This is a genomic window from Oceaniradius stylonematis (assembly GCF_965223445.1).
GTDB lineage: Bacteria > Pseudomonadota > Alphaproteobacteria > Rhizobiales > Rhizobiaceae > Roseitalea > Roseitalea stylonematis.
Map to the genome: position 1 here is coordinate 1432400 of NZ_OZ244994.1, position 24407 is coordinate 1456806.

General features: G+C 63.4%; 23 protein-coding genes and 1 riboswitch. Of the genes, 7 read left to right on the forward strand and 16 right to left on the reverse strand.

The window, feature by feature from the left end:
- The first annotated feature begins 7 nt into the window (after positions 1 to 7).
- The gene (locus ACOQOU_RS07115; RefSeq protein ID WP_306024968.1) at positions 8 to 802 is read left to right on the forward strand and encodes an ABC transporter ATP-binding protein; all 795 of its coding nucleotides are present in this window, start codon (positions 8 to 10) and stop codon (positions 800 to 802) included.
- A gap of 10 nt (positions 803 to 812) precedes the next feature.
- Positions 813 to 2654 (forward strand): AMP-dependent synthetase/ligase, encoded by a 1842-nt coding sequence (locus ACOQOU_RS07120; protein WP_306024967.1) that lies wholly within the window; start codon positions 813 to 815, stop codon positions 2652 to 2654.
- 66 nt (positions 2655 to 2720) lie between these two features.
- Here ACOQOU_RS07120 and maiA read toward each other — a convergent pair whose 3' ends face one another.
- Together maiA and ACOQOU_RS07130 are read right to left on the reverse strand one after the other, a co-directional pair.
- A complete protein-coding gene (maiA, locus tag ACOQOU_RS07125; RefSeq protein ID WP_109765316.1) occupies positions 2721 to 3368 on the reverse strand; it encodes a maleylacetoacetate isomerase in 648 nt (215 codons plus the stop codon).
- 4 nt (positions 3369 to 3372) lie between these two features.
- Positions 3373 to 4068 (reverse strand): fumarylacetoacetate hydrolase family protein, encoded by a 696-nt coding sequence (locus ACOQOU_RS07130; RefSeq protein ID WP_306024966.1) that lies wholly within the window; start codon positions 4066 to 4068, stop codon positions 3373 to 3375.
- A 199-nt stretch (positions 4069 to 4267) separates the two neighbouring features.
- Positions 4268 to 4491, forward strand: a riboswitch (cobalamin riboswitch).
- 97 nt (positions 4492 to 4588) lie between these two features.
- Here ACOQOU_RS07130 and ACOQOU_RS07135 point away from each other — a divergent pair.
- From ACOQOU_RS07135 to ACOQOU_RS07150, 4 genes are read left to right on the forward strand one after another with little or no spacing between them, the layout of a single operon-like run.
- Positions 4589 to 5005, forward strand: coding sequence for a DUF1636 family protein (locus ACOQOU_RS07135; protein ID WP_109765760.1), 417 nt, complete (start codon positions 4589 to 4591; stop codon positions 5003 to 5005).
- Positions 5002 to 5823 (forward strand): ABC transporter ATP-binding protein, encoded by an 822-nt coding sequence (locus ACOQOU_RS07140; protein WP_109765318.1) that lies wholly within the window; start codon positions 5002 to 5004, stop codon positions 5821 to 5823. The genes ACOQOU_RS07135 and ACOQOU_RS07140 overlap by 4 nt, the downstream gene beginning before the upstream one ends.
- A 17-nt stretch (positions 5824 to 5840) precedes the next feature.
- Positions 5841 to 6788, forward strand: a complete 948-nt coding sequence (locus ACOQOU_RS07145; protein ID WP_306024965.1) for an ABC transporter substrate-binding protein — start codon at positions 5841 to 5843, stop codon at positions 6786 to 6788.
- A 3-nt stretch (positions 6789 to 6791) separates the two neighbouring features.
- On the forward strand, positions 6792 to 7796 hold the full coding sequence (locus ACOQOU_RS07150; RefSeq protein ID WP_109765322.1) for a FecCD family ABC transporter permease: 1005 nt from the start codon (positions 6792 to 6794) through the stop codon (positions 7794 to 7796).
- Positions 7797 to 7839: 43 nt separating this feature from the next.
- Here the strand turns inward: ACOQOU_RS07150 and ACOQOU_RS07155 are convergent, their stop codons facing one another.
- From ACOQOU_RS07155 to ACOQOU_RS07165, 3 genes are read right to left on the reverse strand one after another with little or no spacing between them, the layout of a single operon-like run.
- Positions 7840 to 8247 (reverse strand): Fur family transcriptional regulator, encoded by a 408-nt coding sequence (locus ACOQOU_RS07155; RefSeq protein WP_306024964.1) that lies wholly within the window; start codon positions 8245 to 8247, stop codon positions 7840 to 7842.
- A 5-nt stretch (positions 8248 to 8252) separates the two neighbouring features.
- Positions 8253 to 9095: a metal ABC transporter permease gene (locus ACOQOU_RS07160; RefSeq protein WP_109765761.1), complete on the reverse strand. Its 843-nt coding sequence runs from the start codon at positions 9093 to 9095 to the stop codon at positions 8253 to 8255.
- On the reverse strand, positions 9085 to 9924 hold the full coding sequence (locus tag ACOQOU_RS07165; protein ID WP_109765326.1) for a metal ABC transporter ATP-binding protein: 840 nt from the start codon (positions 9922 to 9924) through the stop codon (positions 9085 to 9087). The genes ACOQOU_RS07160 and ACOQOU_RS07165 overlap by 11 nt, the downstream gene beginning before the upstream one ends.
- Before the next feature lie 138 nt (positions 9925 to 10062).
- On the opposite strand from ACOQOU_RS07165, the gene ACOQOU_RS07170 reads away from it, so the two are divergent.
- A complete protein-coding gene (locus tag ACOQOU_RS07170) occupies positions 10063 to 11112 on the forward strand; it encodes a zinc ABC transporter substrate-binding protein (RefSeq protein WP_306024963.1) in 1050 nt (349 codons plus the stop codon).
- Positions 11113 to 11353: 241 nt separating this feature from the next.
- Here ACOQOU_RS07170 and ACOQOU_RS07175 read toward each other — a convergent pair whose 3' ends face one another.
- From ACOQOU_RS07175 to pldA, 11 genes are all read right to left on the reverse strand, one after another.
- Positions 11354 to 12526: a M20 aminoacylase family protein gene (locus ACOQOU_RS07175; protein WP_306025168.1), complete on the reverse strand. Its 1173-nt coding sequence runs from the start codon at positions 12524 to 12526 to the stop codon at positions 11354 to 11356.
- Positions 12527 to 12567: 41 nt separating this feature from the next.
- Positions 12568 to 14076 (reverse strand): aldehyde dehydrogenase family protein, encoded by a 1509-nt coding sequence (locus tag ACOQOU_RS07180; RefSeq protein WP_420578859.1) that lies wholly within the window; start codon positions 14074 to 14076, stop codon positions 12568 to 12570.
- A complete protein-coding gene (locus tag ACOQOU_RS07185; protein WP_306024962.1) occupies positions 14069 to 14935 on the reverse strand; it encodes an NAD(P)-dependent oxidoreductase in 867 nt (288 codons plus the stop codon). Before ACOQOU_RS07185 ends, ACOQOU_RS07180 begins: the two co-directional genes overlap by 8 nt.
- On the reverse strand, positions 14935 to 16632 hold the full coding sequence (locus tag ACOQOU_RS07190; RefSeq protein WP_109765333.1) for a dipeptide ABC transporter ATP-binding protein: 1698 nt from the start codon (positions 16630 to 16632) through the stop codon (positions 14935 to 14937). Before ACOQOU_RS07190 ends, ACOQOU_RS07185 begins: the two co-directional genes overlap by 1 nt.
- Positions 16629 to 17531 carry an ABC transporter permease gene (locus ACOQOU_RS07195; RefSeq protein ID WP_109765335.1) on the reverse strand — a complete coding sequence of 301 codons (903 nt, stop codon included), beginning with the start codon at positions 17529 to 17531 and terminating at the stop codon, positions 16629 to 16631. Before ACOQOU_RS07195 ends, ACOQOU_RS07190 begins: the two co-directional genes overlap by 4 nt.
- 3 nt (positions 17532 to 17534) lie before the next feature.
- Complete coding sequence (locus tag ACOQOU_RS07200; RefSeq protein WP_109765337.1) at positions 17535 to 18503, reverse strand: ABC transporter permease; 969 nt, start codon at positions 18501 to 18503, stop codon at positions 17535 to 17537.
- 58 nt (positions 18504 to 18561) lie between these two features.
- Positions 18562 to 20142, reverse strand: a complete 1581-nt coding sequence (locus tag ACOQOU_RS07205; RefSeq protein ID WP_306024961.1) for an ABC transporter substrate-binding protein — start codon at positions 20140 to 20142, stop codon at positions 18562 to 18564.
- Between the two features lie 81 nt (positions 20143 to 20223).
- Positions 20224 to 21171, reverse strand: a complete 948-nt coding sequence (locus ACOQOU_RS07210) for a LysR family transcriptional regulator (RefSeq protein WP_306024960.1) — start codon at positions 21169 to 21171, stop codon at positions 20224 to 20226.
- Positions 21172 to 21573: 402 nt separating this feature from the next.
- Entirely contained in the window at positions 21574 to 22317 is a 744-nt protein-coding gene (gene pldH, locus ACOQOU_RS07215; protein ID WP_109765345.1) for a pyridoxal 4-dehydrogenase, SDR-type, read from the reverse strand.
- Between the two features lie 34 nt (positions 22318 to 22351).
- Positions 22352 to 23536, reverse strand: coding sequence for a pyridoxamine--pyruvate transaminase (gene ppaT, locus ACOQOU_RS07220; RefSeq protein ID WP_306024959.1), 1185 nt, complete (start codon positions 23534 to 23536; stop codon positions 22352 to 22354).
- 13 nt (positions 23537 to 23549) lie between these two features.
- Positions 23550 to 24356 (reverse strand): 4-pyridoxolactonase, encoded by an 807-nt coding sequence (gene pldA / locus ACOQOU_RS07225; RefSeq protein WP_109765349.1) that lies wholly within the window; start codon positions 24354 to 24356, stop codon positions 23550 to 23552.
- Positions 24357 to 24407 lie beyond the last annotated feature (51 nt).

Sequence of the window (24407 nt, forward strand, 5' to 3'; positions counted from 1 at the left end):
CGCGTTCATGCTCACCATCGAGAACATCGAGGTCACCTATCACCACACGCTGCAGGCCCTGCGGGGCCTGTCGCTCGAGGTGCCGGAGGGCAAGATCGTGACGCTTCTGGGCACCAATGGCGCCGGCAAGACGACGACGCTCAAGGCGGCCTCGAACCTGTTGCAACTCGAAAACGGCCAGATCGGCGACGGACGCATCATCTTTCGCGGCCAGTCCACAAAGGGCGTGCCGCCGGACAAGCTCGTCCAGCGCGGCATGTTCCACGTCCGCGAGGGGCGGCACATCTTCACCGAGATGACCGTCGACGACAATCTGATCGCCGCCTCCTATGCGCTGGACGGGTCGAGCCGGAAGCCCGACTATGACAAGGTTTACGACTTCTTCCCGCGGCTGCGTGAGCGGCGCGGCCAGATCGCCGGCTATCTGTCCGGCGGCGAACAGCAGATGCTGGCATTCGGGCGCGCGATGATCGCCCAGCCGCGCCTGATCCTGATGGACGAACCCTCGCTCGGGCTTGCGCCGAAGATCGTCGAGGAGATCTTTTCGACCATCAGGCGCCTCAATGAAGAGGACGGCGCATCGATCCTGCTGGTCGAACAAAATGCCGGCGTCGCCTTCCAGGTCGCCGACTATGGCTACATCATGGAAAGCGGGCAGATCGTGCTCGAGGGCCCGGTCGCCAAGCTGAAGGAAGACCCCGACATTCGCAGCTTCTATCTGGGCGTTGCCGAGCGGGGCACCGGGCGCCAGAGCTTTCGCGAAGTCAAACACTACAAGCGCCGCAAACGCTGGCTGAGCTGAGGACGAAGCGATGCGCTACGACGTCTCCACATTCGCCGACAAGGGCTTCCGGCCGCTGGTTGCCATCGTGTCCGAACATGCCCGGTCCCACGCGGACGCCGTCGCCATGCGCCAGAAGCGCCACGGCATCTGGAACGAGATGACATGGGCCGGCCTTGAAACGACGATGCACGCCATGGCTGCGGCGCTGATCGATCTGGGTGTCGGCAACGGCACCCATGTCGGCATCCTGTCGGAGAACCGCCGCGAATGGGTGCTGGCGCAATTGGGCATCAACGCCGCAGGCGGCACCGTCGTCGGCATGTATCCGACGAGCCCCGCCGCCGAGATCGAGCATCTGGTAAACGCGTCGGACACCGAGATCCTGTTCATCGAGGATCAGGAACAGCTCGACAAGATCATCGAACTGCGCGGCAAGCTGCCAAGACTGCGCAAGCTCGTCATCTTCGAACCCAAGGGCACGCAGCACGAGACCGAACTGGGCCTGATCAGCTTCGACGCGCTTCTGGAAGCCGGCCATGCCTCGATCGCCGACCATGGCGCCGAGATCGATGCCCGCAAGGCGTCGATCCGGCCCGACCAGACCGCCATGATGGTCTTCACGTCCGGCTCGACGGGCCTGCCCAAGGCGGCCGAGATCAGCCACAGCAACCTTTATGTGGCCAGCACGCAGGCGGCCAAGATCTTTGCCGGCTTCTCGCCGGGCACCAACATTTTGAGCTATCTGCCGCTGTGCCACATCGCCGAGCAAAACATGACGGTGATCAACGCGCTTACCGGCCAGTTCGTCATGAATTTCGGCGAATCCCTGCGCACGATCACGCTCGATCTGCGCGATGTCGCCCCGCAGATCTTTTTCGGCGTGCCGCGCATCTGGGAGAAGATGCAGGCGGGCGTGATGGTCCAGGCCAACACGTCCGGCCGGGTCCGCCGGGCGCTCACGATGGCGGCGCTGGCCTCGGCGAAAAAGCGCGGCGACACGCCGCGCCGCGACTGGTCGTTGGGCCAGCGCCTGGAGAACGCCTTCTGGGACGTGCTCGTCTACCGCCACATCCGCAGCTATCTCGGCCTCAGCCGCTGCCGTTTCGCGATCACCGCGGCAGCGCCCATCTCGGTCGATCTCGTGCATTTCCTGCGCGGCATCGGCGTCAATGTGCGCGAGATCTGGGGCATGACGGAAACCACCGGCGCGGCCAGCGTCCAGCCCGACTGGGGCGGCAGCGAAGGCCGCGTCGGCTTCTTCCTGCCGGAGGTGCAATGGCAGATCGCCGACGATGGCGAACTGCTGGTCAAGTCGGGCCTCGTCTTCAAGGGCTATTACAACAATCCCGAGGCAACGTCGGAGACCATCACCGATGGCTGGCTGCACACGGGCGATGTCGCGGAAGCCGCGCCCGACGGCTCGATCTCCATCGTCGACCGCAAGAAGGACATCATGATCAACGCGGCGGGCAAGAACTTGGCGCCGTCGCTGATCGAGAACACGATGAAGGCCTCACCCTTCATCAAGGAATGCATCGTCATCGCAGACCGGCGGCCCTATGCCGTCGCGCTGATCCAGCTCGACATGGACACGGTGCGCCTGTGGGCTGAATCGAAAGGCATCGCTTACACAACGTTCCGTTCGCTGGCTGAAAACGCCGACGTCAAGGCGCTGATCGACCGCGAAGTCGACAAGCAGAACCAGCTTCTGGCGCGCGTCGAGCAGGTCAAGAAGGTCTGGCTTTTGCCCAAGGAACTGGACCATGACGATGGCGAGGTGACGGCCACCATGAAGGTCCGCCGCGCCAAGATCTACGATTTCTACGGCACCGAGATCGAGGCGCTCTACGACAAGGCGCCGGCGAACTGAGCGCCAGCGTCGTGCATTGCGCGCCGGCTCATGGCATTCCCCCGGGCGGGTCCGGGTCGGTCGCGGTCACGCGGCGTCGGGCTGGTTGGGCGGCGCGGCTTTGCGGAAAGCATCGATTGCGTCAAGCCGCTCGAAGATCGCGGAGATCGTCGGCCACCGGGCGGTGTCGATCGCAAAACGCCTGTTGTTCCAGACCTGCGCGTAAAGGCAGATGTCCGCCATGCCCGGCGTGTCGCCATGGCAGAGCGGACCGGTCGCCGGATCGCCCGCGAGCATCGCCTCCAGCGGTTCGAACGTGGTCGTCACCCAATGGGTGAACCAGGCTTTCTGACCGGCCTCATCGGCGCCGAAACGGTCGGCGAGATGGTTGAGGACACGCAGATTGTTGAGCGGATGCACCTCGCAGGCGATCATGTAGGAGAGCGCGCGCACGCGCGCACGCCCGTCCGCATCGGGAGGCAGCAGCGCCGGCCCGGGATGCGTTTCATCGAGCCATTCGATGATCGCCAGCGACTGGGTCAGCACCGTACCGTCGTCGCGTTCGAGCGCCGGCACGAGGCCCTGCGGGTTGAGGGCCAGAAAGCGCGGCGAATAGTTCTCCTTGGCGCGCAGGGCGTAGGAGACATAGTCATAGTCCACGCCCTTGAGATTGAGCGCCGCGCGCAGCCGGGTCGATGTGGATGAGCGAAAATAATTGTGCAGTTTGAGGGTCATTGGCTTATCCGCGCGGTCCGATCGTGGTCGTGATTTCGCCGAGCCCCTCGATGGAGACCACGCAGACATCGCCTGCGGCCAGAGGGCCGACACCGGCGGGCGTGCCGGTCATGATCAGGTCTCCGGGCCGCAGGGCAATCGAGTGCGACAGGATCGAGACGACTTCCGGCACCGACCAGATCATTTCGGACAGGTCGGCATCCTGCCGGGTCTCGCCATTGACCGTCAACCGGATGAAGCCCTTGTCCGGATGGCCGACCCTGGATGCCGGATGCGCCGGCCCGATCACCGCCGATCGGTCGAACCCTTTGGCCATGTCCCAGGGGCGGCCCAGTTCACGTGCCGCCGACTGCAGATCGCGCCGGGTCAGATCGTTGCCCGCCGCATAGCCCCAGACATGGGACAGGGCGTCGGCTTCGGCGATGTCGCGCCCGCCGGTGCCGACGACGATCACCAGTTCGGCTTCATGATGCAAGTTTTCGGTTTCCGGCGGATAGGCCACCGTCTCGCCGTCCATGACGACCGCATCGGCCGGCTTGGTGAAGAAGAAGGGCGGCTCGCGATCGGGATCACGGCCCATTTCGCGCGCGTGGGCGGCATAGTTGCGGCCGACGCAGAAGATGCGGCGCACGGGGACCAGGTCGTCGCTGTCAGCCACCGCGATTGTCGGGACCGGCGCCGGTTCGAAGACATACGACATGCAGGCTTCCTTCAATTGAACATGGTCTTGGCCGGGTGGCCCTGGCAGACGCTTATCATTGCCCGGTCCCGCCCGCCATGGCGGGCAGCATCGAGGCGCAAGTCGCCCCAAACATCGATAACGGTCATGGCAGCCGGTATCGCTGCATGTGCACATCGAGCGTTCGGACAATTTCGGAGTTGAAGCCGGCCGGCAACCGGACTAGCGTGGACGCGATGGTTCTTGCGGGCCGAGCGCGTCCGCGGGATGAAAAGGGAACACGGTGAGGAGGAGCCTCAAGGGCGCCAAAACCGTGACTGCCCCCGCAACTGTGAGCGGAGAGCGACCCCCACCAATGCCACTGGCCGGCATCGTCCGTCCGGGAAGGCGCGGGGAAGCGAGGAACCGCAAGTCAGGAGACCTGCCATCATCATTTCACTCGAACCGGACGGGGATGTCCGGAGGAGAGACACATGATGAGACGATCTGGCGCCTTGCGCCGCACATCACGGTCTTTGCCCTCCGCCCCGCGGAGCAGCGGATGGTCGATCGATCCAACCACAAGATAACCGTATGCGTTTCGTGCCGTCACAAGAGAGGTGAGCCCGACGACCAGTGCCGGCCCGGCATTGAGCTGATCGCGCGCCTTCGGAAGGCCATGACCCTTGCCGGCGATGCCATCGGCGCGGACTTCGCAATCTCGGGGACGGTCTGCATGGCCGGCTGCGACCGGCCCTGCACGGTTGCCTATTTCGGTTCGCACAAGGCCACCTATCTGTTCGGCGACATCGACGCCGACGCGAACATTGACGATCTGGTCGCGTTTGCCCGCCAGTATGCATCGCTCGACGATGGCTGGTGCTCGTCCACATCGCGGCCGCCGGGCCTGTCCGGCAAGACGCTGGCACGGATTCCCGCCGCGCTCCTGGTGGCCGAAGCGGGCGTATCGGTCCAATGACCCGCCAGACCGCCGCTCTCGACCTACGCGATGTCGGCTACTGGCCGAGCGGACGAAGCCCCGCCGACGCGCTGGTCTCAGCCATCAGCTTTTCCGTCGGCGCCGGCGAGTGCGTCGCTCTGGTTGGCCCGAACGGCGCCGGCAAGACCACGCTCGTCCGGATGATCGCCGGCCTTGCATCGCCCGGCACGGGCACGATCATGATCGATGGCAAGTCCATATCGGCGATGAGCTTTGCCGAGCGGGCACGGCGCATCGCCTATGTCGGCCAGTCCGACGAAGCCGACGGGCGGCTGAGCGTTGCCGACTATGTCGCGCTCGGCCTGTTGCCCCATGCGCGGCTGTTCGCCGGCGGCACAGGGCGGGACGAGGCCCGCCGGGCCTGCGAAACGGTCGGGCTTGGCGACCTTGCCGAAAGGCGGCTCGACCAGCTTTCGGGCGGCGAGCGGCAGCGGGCCAGGATTGCGCGCGCCATGTGTCAAAAGCCGTCGCTTCTGGTCCTGGACGAACCGACCAATCATCTCGACCCCCTGGCTCGCGGCGAACAGCTTGCCATCGTCGCATCGATGGGCGTTCCGATCGTCGCCGCGCTTCACGATCTCACCCTGATCGATGCCTTTGCCGACAAGGTCGCAATCCTCGCCGATGGGCGCCTGCGCGCCTTCGGGCCTCCGGGCGAGACGCTGTCGACCGCCAATGTCCGCGACGTGTTCGGGGTCGACATGCACCGGCTCAAACACCCCGAACACGATTACCATCTGCCGACGCTGGATATCCGGCTTCCAATGCCGACGACACACTCCACGACGCCATGCTGAAAGATGGAGACGTTCCGATGAAACGATTGCTCACCACCCTTCTGTTGGCCGCGCTGGCCTCGCCCGCCATGGCGTGCCCGGTCACCGTTGACAGTTGCGGCACGCTCGTCACCTTCGAGGCGGCGCCCGGGCGCATGGTCGTTCACGACATCAACATGGCCGACATGGCGTTCGCACTGGGCCTGCAGGACCGCATGGTCGGCGTGACCGGCATCTCGGGCTGGTACAAGACAAGCGCCGAGTTCGACGAGCGTCGGGGCGACATTCCCGAACTCGCACCCAAATATCCGACCATGGAGAACCTTGTCGCCGCCGAGCCCGACCTCTTCTTCGCCGGCTGGTATTATGGCATGCGCCCGGGCGGCGAAGTGACGCCGGAAACACTGGAAGCGCAGGGCATCAAGACGCTGGTTCTGACGGAAAGCTGCATTCACCTGGACCAGGATCGGCCCGCGGCATCGATGGACCTTCTGTTTGACGACACGCTGCGCCTTGGCAAAGTGTTCGGCAAGGAAGCCGAGGCAAGGGCCCTTGTCGATGACTGGACATCCAAGCTCGAAGCCATCCGGCAATCGGTGCCGGAAGGCGAAGCCACGCGCGTGTTTCTTTATGATTCCGGCGAAGATCAGCCCTTCACGGCAGGCAAATACGCCATCACCACCGCCATGATCGAGGCGGCTGGAGGGACCAACGTGACCGGCGACATGGAGACAAGCTGGGGACGCACATCCTGGGAGGCCGTTGCGGCCGCCAATCCCGAATTTCTCATCCTTCTCGACTATCAGGGCGGCGATGGCGCCGAGGGCCTCCTGGCATTCCTGAAAGCGCACCCCGTCATGTCGCAGACCGATGCGGTGAAGAACGAGCGCTACGTGACCCTGCGCTATGAGGAACTCACCCCGGGACCGGCGAACATCGACGCGATCGGGAAGATCGCCAAGGCGATCCAGGGCGGCGCGTCCTAGGCGATGCAGCAATCAACGGCGTGGCTCCTGCCGGCACTGGGGCTGCTTGCAGCTCTGGTCGTGGTCGCCATTGCGGTCGGCTCCACGCCGATTCCGGCCAGTGTCGTTGTTGAGGCGCTGTCACGCTCGCTCACCGGGGCCTATGGCGAGGCCGGCCCGACGCCGATCGACCGGATCGTCGTCGATCTCAGGCTGCCGCGCGCGCTGCTTGCGGTCATGGTCGGGGCAGGGCTTGGCGTGGTTGGCTGCCTCCTGCAAACCGTGACGCGAAACGATCTCGCCGATCCGTTCCTGTTCGGCCTTTCCTCGGGCGCCGCGGCCGGCGCCGTGCTCGTCATCACCGTGACGGGCGATGTGCTTGGCATATGGACTCTGCCCATCGCCGCCTTTGTCGGCGGCATGCTCGCCTCGGCCATCGTACTGGTTCTGGTCGCGCGTCTGCGCGATCAGGGACCGGCACGGCTGATCCTCGCCGGTCTGGCGGTATCGTTCCTGTTCATGGCGGTGACCAACTATCTCGTCTTTGCCGGCGATCAGCGGGCAGCGCATTCGGTCCTGTTCTGGACGCTCGGCGGGCTGGGTCTCGCCCGCTGGGATCTGCTCCCCATCGCGCTTGCCGGCGCGGTCGTGATCTTCGTCTTCGCGCAGGTCAGCTATCGCCGGCTCGACGCGCTGCTCGCCGGTGACGACACGGCCAGGACGTTGGGCGTGAACGTCGACGCGATGCGCCGGATCACCTTTCTCGTCTGCGCCTTTGCGACCGCCGCCTTCGTCTCGATCACCGGCGTGATCGGATTTGTGGGCCTGATGGTTCCACACCTCGCACGCGGGTTCGTGGGCCCGATGCACAAAGGGCTGATCATCATGTCGGCGATTATCGGCGCCTGTCTGCTGCTCGCCAGCGACATAGCCGCGCGCACCCTGTTGATGCCGCAGGAACTGCCGATCGGCATTGTCACGACCGCCCTGGGCGCGGTCTTCGTTCTGGGGCTGCTGCGGCGGCTGTAGTCTTCCTCCTTCGCGGTGTGGCGACGGACAGGAACGGTAAACCCTATGCCGGACGGCATCCCGCGCACAAGCCGCGCAGTTCGACCGTCGACTTCTCCAGAACGAAGTCGGCGTCCTGGGCCAACCCTTTCAGGCGCCCGGCCAGCGCATTGTCGGCGATCTCGATCACGCTTCCGCAATCATCGCATATCATGAAGGCCGTGAATTGGTGGCCGTCGCATCCCGGGTGGCGGCACGCCACGAACGCATTGAGGCTTTCCAGCCGGTGGACGAGCCCGAACTCGACCAGCTTGTCCAGCGCGCGATAGACCTGCAGCGGCGCACGAAGACCGTCATCGCGCAACCGGTCCAGGATCGTGTAGGCGCTCAGCGGGCCGCCCGCGTTGGACAGGGCGCCCATCACAAGGGCCTGATTCTTCGTCAGGGCGTCGGAAGCATGGCCGTGCTGCATCCCGATTATCCTTTCGCACCGTGGCGCGGCTCGGTCGCCGGACGATCACGTCCACGGGTCAAACGCCGCCCGGTCGGCACAAGCGACAGCAGGAAGAAGCCCAGTGACGCCACGACGATGCTCGGGCCGGACGGCGTGTCCCATTCGAGCGATCCGAAAAGGCCGGCGACGACCGACGCTGCGCCGATGAGCGCGGCGAGAACAGCCATCTGCTCGGGCCCGGCGGCGAAGCGGCGGGCGGTTGCGGCCGGAATGATCAGCATGGCCGTGATCAAAAGCACGCCAACGATCTTCATGGCGATCGCGATCACAGCGGCCATCAACAGCATGAAGATGATATTGGCGCGGGCTGGGTTCATGCCCTCGGCCTCGGCCAGTTCGCTGTTGACGGTCGCCGCGAACAGCGGACGCCAGATGGCGGCCAGAATGCCGAGAACCACCGCGCCGCCGAGCCAGATGGTGGCCAGATCCGATTTGGAGACGGCCAGTATATCGCCGAACAAAAGCCCCATCAGATCGAAACGCACCCAGGTCAGGAAGGCCAGAACGACCATCCCGAGCGCCAGCGACGCGTGCGCCAAAAGACCGAGAAGGGCATCGGCGGACAGTGTCGCGCCGCGCTGGAGCAGCAAAAGGGCGATCGACACGCAGGCCGACACCGCAAAGACCGCGGCGGTGATGTTCACCTCGAACAGGAATGCCAGCGCGACGCCCAGAAGGGCCGCGTGGGACAGCGTGTCGCCGAAATAGGCCAGCCGGCGCCAGACAATGAAACAGCCCAGCGGACCGGCGACCAGAGCGACGCCGATGCCGGCGATGAGCGCGCGCATGAAGAAATCATCGAACATCGCCATCACCCTTGTTGTGGAGCGCGTCTGGGCCGGGATGGTGTCCGTCGCCGGGGTGACAATGGTTCGTGATCGTGCCGTCGGCATGCTGCACGCGCCCGTCCGGCAGGTGCGTGTGGTCGTGACTGTGCTCATAGACGGCCAGCGTCGAAGCCGCGCGGGCGCCGAACAACGCCTTGTATTCCGCGCTCGATGCGACGGCCGTCGGCGTGCCCGAACAGCACACATGGCCGTTAAGACAGATCACGCGGTCCGTCGCCGCCATGACGACGTGCAGGTCATGGGAGATCAGCAGGACGCCGCAATTGAGCCGGTCCCGGATGGACTTGATCAGTTCGTAGAGCGCGATCTCACCGGTGAAATCGACGCCCTGAACCGGTTCGTCCAGCACCAGAAGATCGGGCTTGCGCGCAATGGCGCGAGCCAGAAGCACGCGCTGGAATTCGCCGCCGGACAGGGTGCGCACCTCGGCACGGGCCAGATGGCGGACCCCGGTGGCCGCCAGCGCATCGGCAGCCTCGGCCTTGCCGATCGGGCCGGTCAGCCGAAGGAAGCGGTCGACAGCCAGGGGCAGCGTCCAGTCGATGGCCAGCGATTGCGGCACATAGGCGATCCGCAGACCGTCGCGGCGTTTCGCCGAGCCCTCGTCGGGCTTCAATATGCCGAGCGCCATCTTCGCCGTCGTCGACTTGCCCGATCCGTTGGGGCCGATCAGCGTGACGATTTCTCCGGGGTCGACCGTGCAGCTGACCCCGCGCACCAGCCACCGGCCGTCGCGGCAGATGCCCGCGCCATCGAGCGTCACAAGTGGGTCGGGTCGTTTCAACATCGGTTCGAGATATCAAGCTCGCATGGTCGCGGCAATCGGTGCAAAACCGGTTGCGACGGTATCGCACACGTTATATCATTACGCAATCACGTTGTGAGGGATCGCCCTCGCCACACCGGTGCAAACAGGGAGAACAATATGCGCCTTGCGAAATCAACCCTTCTGGCCTCGACATTGCTGACCGCGTCGGCCGTCGCCGCTCAGGCCGAGATCAATGTGGTCGCCTCGATCAAGCCGATCCATTCGCTTGTGGCCGGGGTCATGGAAGGCGTCGGTGAGCCGGGCCTGATCGTTCAGGGTGCCGGCTCCCCGCACACCTACGCGATGCGCCCTTCCGAAGCGACGATGCTGCAGTCCGCCGGCGTCGTCTTCTGGGTCGGCCAAGAGCTGGAAGCCTTCCTGGAAGGCGCGCTTGAAAGCGTCGCGGCGGATGCGACGATCGTGGAGCTGATGGATGCCCACGATCTGGTCAAGCTGGAGTTCCGTGAGGGCGGCGCCTTTGACGCGCACGATCATGGGGACGATGACGAGCAGGCCCACGACCATGGACACGACCACGATCATGATCACGACAAGGAGACCGCAGAAGCCGGGCATGATCACGATCACGAGAAAGAGGATATGGCGGAAGCCGGGCATGATCACGACCATGGGCACGGCCATGATGGCGCCGACCCCCATATCTGGCTCGATCCGATGAACGCCAAGGCGCTTGTCCACGAGATCCGGCAAGCGCTTGTCGAAGCCGATCCGGCCAATGCCGCAACCTATGAGGCCAATGCCGGGGCGCTTGAAGCCAGGCTCGATGCGCTGATCGCCGACGTGGAGACCGAACTTGCCGGGCTTTCGGGCCGGGGCTTCATCGTCTTCCACGACGGGTACCACTATTTCGAAAACCGTTTCGGCCTGGAAGCCGCCGGCTCGATCACGGTGTCGCCCGAGGTGATGCCGGGCGCGGAACGCATCGCAGAGCTGCGCGAGACCGTCCGGGATGCCGGGGCCGCCTGCGTGTTCTCGGAGCCGCAGTTCGAGCCGCAACTGGTCTCGACGGTGATCGAGGGAACAGCGGCGAAGTCCGGTGTGCTCGACCCGCTCGGTGCGGAACTGGAAAAGGGCCCGGACCTCTATTTCGAGCTGATCCGCAACATGACGACGTCGTTCAAGGACTGCCTGACGCCGGAAAGCTGATCGCCAGCCCACGACCGGCGGGCGGCAGGTGCCGCCCGCTGCTTTCCGCCCACGGATGCGATGCGATCACGCATCACCGGTCATCGACTGCCGCTGACGGTCGAATTGGACACTCAGGCGGTCTGCCCTGAAGCATCGAAGCCGCTTGGAGCGTTCTGTCGAGAGATCGAACCAAACCTGCCCGGCGGAACGGTTCGATCTCACAACAGAACGCTCCACCCTCGGCGATTGTCCGGACGCATCATCGCCTGTCCGTTTCGACCAAGGCCGCCAGAATCCGCGCGCCGGTGGGCAGGATGGCGTCATTGAAGTCATAGGTCGGCGTGTGCAGCGCACCGAAACTTGCGACCGGGCCGTTGCCCAACCAGAGATAGGCGCCCGCCACTTGCTCCAGCATGAAGGCGAAGTCCTCCGACGCCATCGACGGGTTCTGATCGTCGTGAACGAGCGTGTCGCCGACAATCGTTCTTGCCACGTCCGCCGCCATCTGCTGGCTTCGCAGATGATTGATGGTCGGCGGATAGACCGGTTTGTAGTCGAGCGAGACCGAGACACCATGCTGCACTTCGATTCCGGTGCAGATCTGCCTCATGCGCGTTTTCAACCGGTTCTTCACCGCGGTGTCGAAGAAACGCGTACAGCCGGCCAGTCGAACGGCTTGGGGAATGACGTTGTATGCATCTCCCGCGTGGACTTGCGTGATGCTCAGAACGGCGGCCGATTGCGGATCAAGCGAACGTGAGACAATCGATTGAAGCGCACCGATCAGCTGTCCGGACGCGACGACGGCATCGGTGCCTTCCTGGGGCATTGCCGCGTGACTGCCGCGCCCTGTGATCGTGATGTCAAACGTGTCAAAACCCGCCATCTGGGGACCGGCGCGGACCGAAACCTCCCCGGCGGCGAGACCGGGCCAATTGTGCAGGGCAAAGACTTCGTCCACCGGATGATCGGCAAAGAGGCCGTCCTCGATCATCCGTCGAGCGCCGGCCTCGCATTCCTCGGCCGGCTGGAAAATGAACGTGGCGGTGCCCTGGAATCGTCTGGTGCGCGCAAGATACTCTGCGGCCGCCAGCAGCATGGTTGTATGCCCATCGTGCCCGCATGCATGCATCACGCCATCATTGACGGATCTGTAATCCTGCCGACCCTCCTCGACAATCGGCAAGGCGTCCATGTCGGCCCGCAATCCGATGTTGGGACCGTCGCCCGTCTTCAAAACCCCGACCAGACCCGTGCCTGCATATCCGCGCTGCACCGCGATCCCCATGTCTGTCAGCCGTTGGGCGACGAATTCCGACGTCCTGTGCTCCTGGTAGGCCAGCTCCGGATATCGGTGCAGGTTTCTGCGCCAGCCTGTCCAGACCGGATGTCGCGAGGTGAAAAAGCCGGCGTCCGCCGGAACAGAGCCCACGGGGCCGATCGGGTTCGCCGTTGTCCGCGCGTTCGCTTGCGTCACGAAACATAACCAAAGGCGATTTTCGGTATTTCGCCGCTGTCGAGCCAGATGCTCTTCGGACTGGTGTATTCCATCAGCGCGTCGGTCCCGCTGGAACGGCCAAACCCGGACTCGCGCGATCCGCCGAACGGCGATGAAACATGAATGGCCTTGTAGCTGTTGATCCAGAACGTACCCGCGCGCACCGCTTGCGATACGCGATGCGCCCGTCCCACGTCGGACGTCCAGACGGCGCCTGCCAGGCCGAACTCCGTGGAATTGGCAATCTCGATGGCCTCGGCCTCGTTCGCAAACGGAATTGCCGTCACGACAGGTCCGAAGATCTCGGTCTGCGCGGCTTTTGCCTGATGGCTCAATCCATCAAGCACGGTGGGCGGGACGAAAAAGCCGCTCTGCGGTCGCGTCGACCGGGTGCGTACGGTTGCGCCACCCTGTTTTGCGTCTGCAATCATGGCACCGACGAACTCGTACTGGCGGGCGTTGCTGATCGGACCGATCTCGGTCGCATCATCCAGCGGATCGCCCAACGTGATGTCGTTCATGCCGGACGCGATCATGTCGATCAGCCGGCTGTGGATATCCTTGTGGACCAGCAATCGTGAGCCGGCCACGCAGCTTTGTCCGGCGCTGGAAAAGATGGCTGCCTGCGCGCCCAACGCCGCATGTTGGAGATTGGCATCGTCAAACACGATGTTGGCGGACTTTCCGCCAAGCTCAAGAACGACAGGCTTCAGCGCTGCGCCCGCTGCTTCGGCCACCCGCCGACCCGTGGCGGGCGAACCGACGAAGACAACTTTGCCGACCGCCTTGTGGGCAATCGCAGCTGCACCTGCCGTCGGACCGAGACCGGCAAGGACATTGACCAGGCCCTTCGGCAACCCCGCCTCTTCGGCAAGCCTGACCAGAGCGATGGTTGTGACGGGCGTCAACTCGCTCGGTTTGATCACCACGCCATTGCCGCAGGCAATCGCCGGGGCGATCTGCCAGCCGGCCGTAAAGATCGGCGCGTTCCAGGGGGTGATCTGAAAGACGACGCCAATCGCCTCTCGCAGGGTGTAGTTGAGGTGACCCGACGGAACCGGAATGACCTCGCCGTGCAGCTTGTCTGCCCAGCCGGCATAATAGCGGAACATCTCAACGACTTTGGCCACCTCGATCCGGCAGTCGCGAATTGGCTTGCCCGCCACAAGAGCCTCGAGCTTTGCCAGGGTCTCGGTCCGCGCCTCGATTGCAGAGGCAACGCTCTGCATGACGTTGCCGCGTGCAGCCGGCGTGAAATCGCCAATCCAAGTGCGTTGCGCGGTTTCCGCGCAATCGCAAGCGCGGTTTGCGATTGCGCCGGCGCAATCCGCATAGACGGCGAGAGTCGACAGGCTGAACGGATCTTGCAAGGTGATCATCGCCCCTGCCCCATCCACAAGCTCTCCGCCGACAATGCTTTGGGGTCGTTGGCCAAGCCCGAGTTCCTCGCACAGCGTCTGAAACATGGCGGCACGATCAGTCATGGCTTTTCTCGTACTTGAAAATCTCGTTGAAATCGGCGCTGTCGCTGAGCCTGTCGCGGCTTTCTTCCCAAATGTCGGCGATGGCTTTCATCGCAGGCAGATCGAGGCCGAATTTGTCCGCCAGATCGCGCGCCAGGCCGATATCCTTACGCATCAGCCCCATGGTGAAGCCCGAATCGTAGCTGCCGTTCAAAATCCAGCGTGGAAAATTCACCTCACTGACGCCGCTTCGCCCGGAACCGGCATTGACGCCCGCCAGCAGGTCTGCGGCCGAAACCTCGGCGCGCGCGGCCAGATGCACCATTTCGCTGACCAGAGCCAGATTGGCGGCGCACAGCAGGTTGTTGGCAATTTTGGCGACGTTGCCCGCACCCGACGGACCAATGTGCAAGAGCTTTGACGTCAAATCCTTCAGCACCGGCTTCGCCTTTTCCAGCGCTGCGCCATCGCCGCCAACGATCATGGTCATGGCGCCGGACCGGGCGGCCGCAGGCCCGCCGCTGACCGGCGCGTCGAGAAACGCATAACCGTGCCCGGCCCCTTTCATCGCGTGAGCTCGGCTGGTTTCCGGCTCGGAGGTTGTCGTGTCCAGCACGACCGCCCCCTTGCACAGATGCGGCCCCACATCCGACATCACGTCATCGACGAACTGCGCCTTGGGCAGCGACAGGATCAGCACATCGACTGCCTTGGCCACCGCCGCTGGATGATCGGCAATGACCGCTCCGACGCGCGCCGCCCGTTCCCGCGCTTCTGGCAGAGCGTCGTACCCGACGACTTCGTGCCCCGTTTCCAGCAGCCGTGCCGCCATGCTGCCGCCCATGGCACCGAGACCGATCAAACCGACTGGTTGCGACATCAGAGCGCTTCCTCCAAATTCCTCGTTTCGATCTGAACGCGCGGGGCGGTGTTCAACAAATGCCTGGTGTATTCGTGCTCAGGCGCATCAAAAAGCGCTTCGGACTCGCGCAGTTCAACGATCTTGCCGCGCTGCATGACCGCGACGCGATCCGAGACCTGGCGCACGACGGCAAGGTCGTGGCTGACGAAGAGCATCGTCAGCCCCAGACTGCGTCTGAGCTCCATGAGCAGAGCCAGCATTTCCGCCTGGATCGAGACATCGAGCGCCGATGTCGGCTCGTCACATAGAAGGAACCGTGGACGCACGGCGAGTGCACGCGCGATGCAGATCCTCTGGCGCTGACCGCCCGAGAATTGATGCGGGTACTTCCGGCCGTCTGCCGCCTTCAATCCCACCCGTTCAAGAAGGGCGCCGACGAGCCTTGGTGTCTGCGCCCGGCTTGCGAGCCCGTGGAACCTGATCGGCTCGGACAGGATATGATCCACGCGGAGTCGGCTGTTCAGAGAAGAATAGGGGTCCTGGAAGACAACCTGGACATCGCGCCGGAACCTCTTGCGCTGCGCGGCTTGGCGCAGGGCTGAAATGTCGCCATGGTCGGTGTAGGTCACCGCCCCTTCGGTGATGGGCAGCAGCCCCGTCAAGAGCCGTCCGAGCGTGGACTTGCCCGAACCGCTCTCACCAACCAGCCCCAGAACCTCGCCCCGTGCGATCTCGAGCGGGGGGACGTCAACGGCCCGGAATGCCGGAGGCCGGATCCTGAATGAAGCCCCCTTGGCGGGAAACTCCTTCACCAGCGCCGAACTCCTGAGGAAGGCGCCATTTTCCTCGCGGTCATGCGCCTGCAGCAGCCAGGCGTCGATCTCTCCGGTGCGCCTGGCGGGGTTGCGGAACCGCTCCTCGCGTTCGGTGATACTGGGAATCGCCGCTATCAGCTGCTTGGTGTACTCCGCCTTGGGGCTGCCCAGGACATCGGCCGTCACGCCCGTTTCCACCAATTTTCCGTGGCGCATCACGCAGACCCGGTCTGCGGTTTCAGCGATGACGCCCATGTCGTGCGTTACAAGGATCACGCCAAGCTGGCGTTGCCTGCAGATGCTCCGGATCAGGTCGAGCACCTGCTTTTGCACAGATACATCGAGCGCTGTCGTCGGCTCGTCGGCAATCAACAGATCCGGGTCGCCTGCAAGCGCCAGCGCGATCACGACTCGCTGGCGCATCCCGCCCGAAAACTCGTGCGGATACTGGTGCATCCGGGTATCGGCGTCCGGGATGCCGACATCCCCGAGGCGCTTGGCGGCCTCGATGCGCGCTTCTGACAGGGACTTGTTCTGCAGGATCGAAATCGATTCCGCCAACTGCGCCCCAACGGTCATCAGCGGATTGAGCGATGTCATCGGATCCTGAAATATCATGCCGATGCGGCGGCCCCGCAGAACCTCCATCTGTTTGGCAGAAAGTGCGGCGAGGTCCTGGTCTTGCAGAACGATGCGCCCCGCGGTGATCCGGCCCGGATGGCTGAGAAGGCCGATCACGGCGTTTCCGACCGTCGACTTGCCGGCGCCGCTCTCTCCGATCAGGCCAACGATTTCTCCCTTGTTCAGGTCCATGGTGAAGCCGTCCACGGCGACGAAATCGCCGAGGCGGTGCGGAAATCCGACGCAGAGCGCTTCTATGCTGAGCAGGGGAGCGGTCATCGCAGCCTCGGATTGAGATAGTCGCGAAACCAATCGGCCACGAGATTGAAGGCGATCACCATCGCCAGCAGCATGAGGCCGGGAAAGATGACCACCCACCAGATGCCGGAGAACAGGAACTGGCTGCCGGCCTGGATGAGCGCCCCAAGGGACGGTTCGGTCAGGGGTGTGCCCAGGCCGAGAAAGGACAGGGTTGCCTCGGTTACGATAGCCACAGCGATCTGCAACATGGCCAGCACGAGAACGGGCCCCAGCACGTTCGGCAGGATGTGGCGCAAGATGACCGTATGGTTCGGCAGTCCGATCGCGTGACAAGCCGTGACGTAATCCTGGTCGCGCTGAACCATCGTCGAGGCACGCACGATCCGCGCGAACTGCACCCATCCCGCCAGGCCGATCGCCAGAATCATGATGGGCACGGCGGCCGTGGCGAACACATCCGCAGGAAGCGCGGTCTTCAGGATACCGTTCAACAGCAGTGCGATCAGGATTGGCGGAAACGCGAACTGGACCTCGGCGACCCGCATGAGCACCGTGTCCGTGATGCCACCGAAAAAGCCGGCAAGCAGCCCGACGACCAGGCCGATCAGGGTGGACAGGGCGACCGCCCCCAGCCCCACCAGCAACGAAATCCGGCCGCCATAGAGCATCGCCGAGAGCACGTCGCGTCCCTGCATGTCGGTCCCCAGAACAAATCGAGGGTCGGAGCCATCTTCCCAGGCCGGTGGCAGATTGTTGTCGAGGATCGAGATCGTGCTCGGATCAAACGGCGTGTGCGGCGCGATCCAGGGGGCAAATGCGCAGGCCAGAACCAGAACGATGATGGTCAAGGCCGAGATGACGGTAACCGGAGACGACAGCAGTTCGTACCAGAAGTCCGACTTTATCCTGTTCAGCATGGCTCAACCGCCTCCATGCCGAATGCGCGGATCGATCAGCGCATAAAGGGCATCGACGACAAGGTTGGAAACGGTGAAGACCAGCCCGACGAAGATGAGGTAGGCGGCCAAAAGCGGGATGTCGCTTTGTTCGATCGCATGCAGCAGCAGCGATCCCATTCCGGGCCACTGGAAGACGCGCTCGGTGATGATCGAGAAGGCGAACAGAGCACTCAGTTGCAGACCGATCGCCGTTATCACCGGGACCAGCGTGTTCTTGAGTGCGTGATGCAGATACACGGAACGCGCCGGCAAACCGCGAGCCCATGCAAAGCGGATATAGTCGGTGCGCAGAACCTCCAGCATCTCCGCGCGGACCAGCCGCAGGATGACGCCCATCTGGAACAGGCACAGCACGGCGGCGGGCATCAAGGCGTGACTCAAGCCATCGAGCGTGAAGAGGCTTGACCGGAAGCCGAACGCCCCTGCCACATCGCCGCGGCCGAAAGACGGGAGCCAGTTGAGCCACACCGAAAAGACGAGGATCATCAGGATGCCGAGCAGGAAGGAGGGAATCGAGACACCGATGACGGACAGGGCCATCAGGGCCTGCGCCCAGCCGCCCTTGCGGTTGATGCCCGTGTAGATGCCCGCGGGAATCGCGATCACCAGCGCGAGAAGACCGGACAGCAATACAAGCTCGATCGTCGCGGGCAGACGTTCGGCGATCATCTCGGAGACGTCTCGGTTGAAGCTGTACGAGATCCCCAAATCACCCTGCAACGCGTCGCCGACAAAGCGGGCGTACTGGACCAGAATCGGATCGTTGAGGCCAAGGCTCTCGCGGAGCGCCTCACGATCCGCGATCGAGGTTTCCTGTCCGACAAGCGCCAGCACCGGATCGCCGACGAACTGGAACACCAGGAATCCGACCAGAGCGACGCAAAGCATGACCAGACAGGCCTGCAAGAGGCGAGCTATCACATGGACCATTTGAAGAGCGTCTCGGCTTGGCGGGTGGCCTGGTCACAACCAGGCCACACAGCGTGCATCAGTTCACGTTGAAGTGTTCCAGGGGGAACTCGAACGTGGGGTGTTGTACGACGTCGATGTTTTGGGCAACGCCCCAGACCAGTTGCTGCACATGCAGCGGCACCAGACAGACATTGTCCACCATCAGCGCCATCGCGTCCTGCAGCAGCTTCTCACGCGCATCCGCGTCCATCATGGTGGCAGCCTCCGCTGCCAGCGCATCAGCTTCCGGGACCGAACAACCGGAGATGTTCCAGGCGCCCCGCCCATTGTCCAGGTCGCGCGTGCCCAGCACGTTCTGGAAGACGTTGAGGCTGTCCATCGTCGACGGCGTCCAGCTCAGCAGGAAGAACGAGGTGCCGAAGTCCGGCGAGACGACCTTGGGAAAGAACTGTGCCTTCGGCTGCGCCAGCAGGTTCACCTTGATGCCGACCTGCGCCAGCAGGCTGACTGTTGCCTGACAAATCTGACCGTCATTCACATAGCGGTCGGTCGAACAGTCCATCGTCAGCTCGAAACCGTCTGGATAGCCGGCTTCCGCCAACAGCGATTTGGCCTTCTCGGGATCGTAGGGCAGACGGGTCAGGTCCGGATTGTAGCCATTCACCTTGTCCATCACATATTGCGTGGCCAGTGTCGCCTGACCCTGCATCACGCGATCAATGATTGCCTCCGCATTGATGGCGTGTGCGAATGCCTGACGCACACGAAGGTCCAGGAACGGGTTGCCTTCGACAGGGCTCTCAATGATCTGGTCACGCCACTGGTCCATGCCGATATACATGGTGCGTGCCTCGGGACTGGAGACCACCTTGACGCCATCGGCCGATTCGACGCGCGGAATGTCCTGAAGCGGAAGCGGCATGACAACATCGACTTCACCGGACAACAGGGCCGACACCAGCGTCGAGGCGTTGTTGATCGGAGTGAAGACGACTTCGGTCACATTTCCCCTCTCACCCCAATAATTCGGGTTGGCCGCCAACTCCGTCTTCTCGCCTTGAGTCCGGCTGACCACGCGGAACGGACCCGTACCGTTGGCATTGGTTGCGGAGAAGGCCTTCTCCTCGGCCTGGAGATTGATCGGCTCTTCCGACCCGTTGGCTTCTGCCCACTGCTTGTCCACGATCATCAGGTCCAGGAAATCGTTCAGCAGGATCGGGTTGGGAGCCTTGGTCACGATCTCGACGGTCCGGTCGTCGATGGCGGTGAAGCTGTCGACGGAAGCCAGCACGTGCTTGAAGTTGGAGGTGTCCGCAAGGGCCCGGTTCATCGAGAAGATCACATCGTCGGCCGCAAAGGCCGACCCGTCGTGAAACGTGACGCCGGATCGAAGGTTGAACCTCCATGTGGTCGCATCAACCTGTTCCCAGCTTTCGGCAAGCTGGCCGGCAATGTTGAAATTCTTGTCGCGGCCGACGAGCCCCTCGTAGACGTTCGCGAGAAAGTAGTTCGTGAAACTCTCATTGTGGCTGTGCGGATCAAGGCTCGTTGCGTCGCCTTGCGAGGCAAGACGCAGGGTTTCTGCCGAGGCAGCCTGGCCCAAAGCCACCGCAATGGCCAAACCAGCCGTCGCGGAAAAAAGTTTCTTCAAGATCATGGAACTCACCTCCCTTGGCGCATCGTTGCCGGCGAGACAATAGGCATGATGTGCGAGCCGTAAATTGCATGGGATAGAGTTTTATGTTGCATTGGGCGCAACGTTCGGCACTTGGATTTTGCGCCTGAACGCCAGCATTGCGCGCGCTGCATGGGTCGCAAGGCGTGACGCAGCCTCGGGCAACCGCCGTCCTGTCCTGACAAGGATTGTCGCCTCGCCCTTTTGCAACTCGGGAATATCGAGAGGCACGGTCACGACATGGCCGTCCGCCAACTCGCGCGCGACGACAAAGGCTGGCAGGATCGTCGCGCCGATGTCTTCGCGCACGAAGTTCCGCAGCACGGCCAGTGAGTCTGTCTCGACCAGCCCCGACAGCCGCACGCCATAGGTGGCCTCAGTCTCTCGCAGCAGTGTTCCGATGCCAAAATCGGGCCTGGGAAGCGCGAGGGGAATCTCGGTCAGTTGAGACATCGACATGGCGACGCCGGATCCGGCATGTTTCGACTGGGGGCTGAGCAGCACTTCCAATGGTTGGCGCACGCGCTCGATCACACGCAAGGCCTGTTCGCGGTCTGGATTGAACGCGAACCCGAAATGCGCGACGTCCTCGCGCACGAGCTTCGCAACTTTCTCGGTCGAGCCGCTGAGCAGTTGAAACGAAATGCCGGGGAGTGCGGCCCGAAAACTGGGAAGCGCATTGGCCATGAAATCGCTGATAAAGCCGTCGCCAATGGCGATCACGATCTCGCCGCGCTGCATGCCACGCAGCGCGTCAAAGTCCGACAGCAACGCTTCATTGTCGGCGCGCTGCCGCCGCAGATGGTCCAGCAAAAGCCGTCCGGCCTCTGTCGGAACGACCCCCTTGCGGCTCCGTTCGAGAAGGGGCAGGCCGAGCTGTGTTTCCAGTGTGTTGATTTGGCGGCTCACGGATGAGGGCTCGAGGTCGAGGCTGTAGGCCGCGGCCCTCAGCGTTCGCTCCTGGCATACGTATAAAAATGTCCGTGCGAGCTTGCTGTCGAATTCGATCATATGTTGCACCAACTGCACCCAAATGACGGAAAAGATGCCGGCAGTGCAAATCGATGTAAAGCGGTCGGTCAAACCGACGTGCTACGGCACGCTGCCGGCACCAGCAAATGGTCACGGCCAGTTGGCGCGGGAGATGCAACCGGCGATATCAATGGTTTTTTCTTTGGGACCAAGGCTTGAGATGAAGCCATGGCGTCCGGCCGATGTGTTGGCGAAGCGGCGAACGGCACGGCCTGCCGAGCCTTTTCCCGGCGACCCTCCATCACGCCCGAAACCCGGCTTGGCAAGCCCGACTTGGCAAGCCCGGCGGACGCGACTGTTATCCGCCGGGCCACGCGATGTACCGAGGCTTCCGGGATGCGATGCGCTATCGGACCCGGCCGCTCGAACCGGGTTGCGCCGCTAAAGACGGACCATCCCGGCATCGACATTGACGCATTGACCGGTCATCCAGCCGGCATCGTCGGAGACGAGGAACGCAACGACCTTGGCGATATCCTCTGGCTGACCCTTGCCGGGCATCGCCTGAAGCATCTCGACAAAGCCGAAGGCTTCATTATGAGGGCTGGCCTTCACCCCGTCGGACTCGGTCAGACCCGGCATCACCGCGTTGACCCTGATCCCGTCCTTTCCAAGTTCAGTGGCCAGGGCACGGGTAAAGCCGACCACGCCGCCCTTGGCTGCGACATAGGCGGACATGTTGGGCGTGCCCGCATAAAAGGCGTTGGAGCCGATATTGAGCACCGTGCCCTTGCGCCCGGCCGCGCGCATCATGTCGGTGGCCTTGCGGCTGGCGATGAAGACGCTGGTCAGGTTGGTGTCCACGATCTGCCGCCAATGGGCGAGATCCACATCGTCCCATGCGATGAAGGGAACGATGGAGGCGTTGTTGACGAGGATGTCGATCGCACCATCCTCGGCGGCGTCCTCCAGCATCGTGTTGACCTGTTCTACGTCGGTGACATCGCAGGCCACACCCTTGGCGCCATGCCCGATCTCGGCTGCCGCCGACTTTGCGCCTTCGCCATTGATGTCGGAGATCACCACCTTCGCCCCGGCCTCCGCAAGCGCCCTGGCGATTGCCTTGCCGATACCCTGTGCGGCACCGGTCACGACGGCGGTCTTGCCCTTAAGACTTGTACTCATCTCGCATTCCTTTCCCTGTTTGCCGTCACCGGCATCATTGATCGATTGCCGCGTCCCAGACGGCCTGCGCCGCCGCCAGTCCCGCCGGCACGTCCACCTGCGCGCCCGCGGACTTCAGCGCCCCGCCTATCGCGGCGATCGCGACCAAGGCGTAGACCGGCTGGGCGGTGGGCCCCATATGGCCGATCCGCACCAGTTTCCCGAGCGTTTCGGAACGGCCCGCGGACATGGACACGCCGTAGCGCGCACGCGCTGCCGCCAGCACCGTGCCGGCGTCGATGCCTTCGGGCATCCGAACCGCCGTGGTTGTGGGCGAAGCGATCTCTTCACGTATCGGCCAAAGCTCGATGCCCATGGCCTTGATCCCTTCACGGCAGATCCGGGCGGTAAGCGCATGACGCGCCCATACCGCTTCCGGTCCTTCCTCAAGGTAGCGATCGAGGGCCGCGTCCAGTCCGTTGATCTCCGACACCGATGGCGTGAAGGGAAACGGTTCGGTCTTCTTCCACGCATGCCTCCAGTCGGTGAAGCTGAGCATTGAGGCGAAGGGAGCGTCGGGATTTGCCTCGATCTTGGCCCAGGCAGCGTCCGAGACCGCGACCAGCGACAGCGCGGGCGGGCAGCCGAGGCACTTGTTCGGTCCGGTGACATAAACCGCAGCCTGGCTGGCGGCCGCGCTTGTGGGCATACCGGCCCAGGAGGAAACCGCATCGACAAGCAGCAATGCGCCCGCCTCCGCCGCGATCGCGCCAATCGCTTCGATGTCGTTCAGCGTGCCCGATGGCGTGTCGTGGTGACAGACGCAGACAACCGCGATCTCCGGATGCGCCTTGAGGAAGGCACGCACCTGTTCGGGATCGATGGCACTGTCATAGGGCACCTCGATCTCTTCGACCTTCTTGGCATAGCGTGCCGCCCAATAGCCAAAACCCTTGCCGTAGACCCCGGAGGCCAGGTTGAGAACCACATCCTCCCTGGCGATGAGAGAGGCGGCAGCGCCTTCGAGCGCCATCACCGGCTCGCCCTGCAGTATCAGCGGCGGAGCGCCGGTCCTCATCGCCTTTTGCGCCTTCAGCGCAACGTTCTCATAGAACGCCTGGAACGCCGGATCGTAGTCGTACAGCACCGTCCGTCCGAGCGCGCGCAATACTTCCGGGTAGGCGTCCACGGGCCCGGACGTCAGTGTGAAGACTGGCGCCCTTGACTCATCATACATCATGCAATTCCCCTCCTCAGCCGTAGAAATTCACGCCGGTCCGATATTCCTTGAAGCTCTCCGGATCGTGGCTGAACAGCACCTCGGCGTTCTTGTCCTCTTCGATCTTTTTGAGACGGCGCATCGATTCCACGCCCGCCACAGGGTCGATGTGGAACCCGGCATTGATGTCGTTTTCATAGTTCTTGCGGGTATAGGCGGCATCGAGCGTCAGCAGCAGCGGACGGCGCGTGTCGAACTCGACCAGCAGGGAATAATGCCCGACCGTGTGGCCCGGCGTGTAAATCAGCGTCACCCCCGGCGCGAGTTCCACATCGCCCTCGACGAACTCGAAACTGGTGTTGCCGGCTGTCTGGCCGGCATCGAGCTGATCGGTCATGCCGCGCGCTTCGGCCACCTCGGTGGAGAAAGCCAGATCGGAATAGCCGAGCACTTCGAAGGACTGGCAGTTGGCCGCCTGCGGCATCTCATCCTTGTGGCAGATCTTCTTGACGTCGGGGAAAAACTTGTTGCCGCCCACATGGTCGAAATGGAAATGCGAATTGAACAGGACGTCGATGTCCTTGGGCTCCAATCCGAGCAGTTTGAGCGCGCCGGGGATGGTCTGCTGCTCTGTCTGCTGCGGCTTCTCGAACGGCAGCACCTTCTGCACATGGTCGTAGTCGTAGCCGGTGTCGATCAGGAACTTGCCTTGCGGATGATCGACGAGCACCGAATAGACGGGGAAGCGAACCTCTCCTCCCGGTCCCTTGTTCCACCAGATGTGAAACCCGTCCAGCACCAGCGTGCCGCCATCAAGCAGGTAGACCTTGGTATCTGGCATGTGACTTCTCCTTCCTGTTGTCCGGCACGTTTTGCGCGCACCGGGATGGTT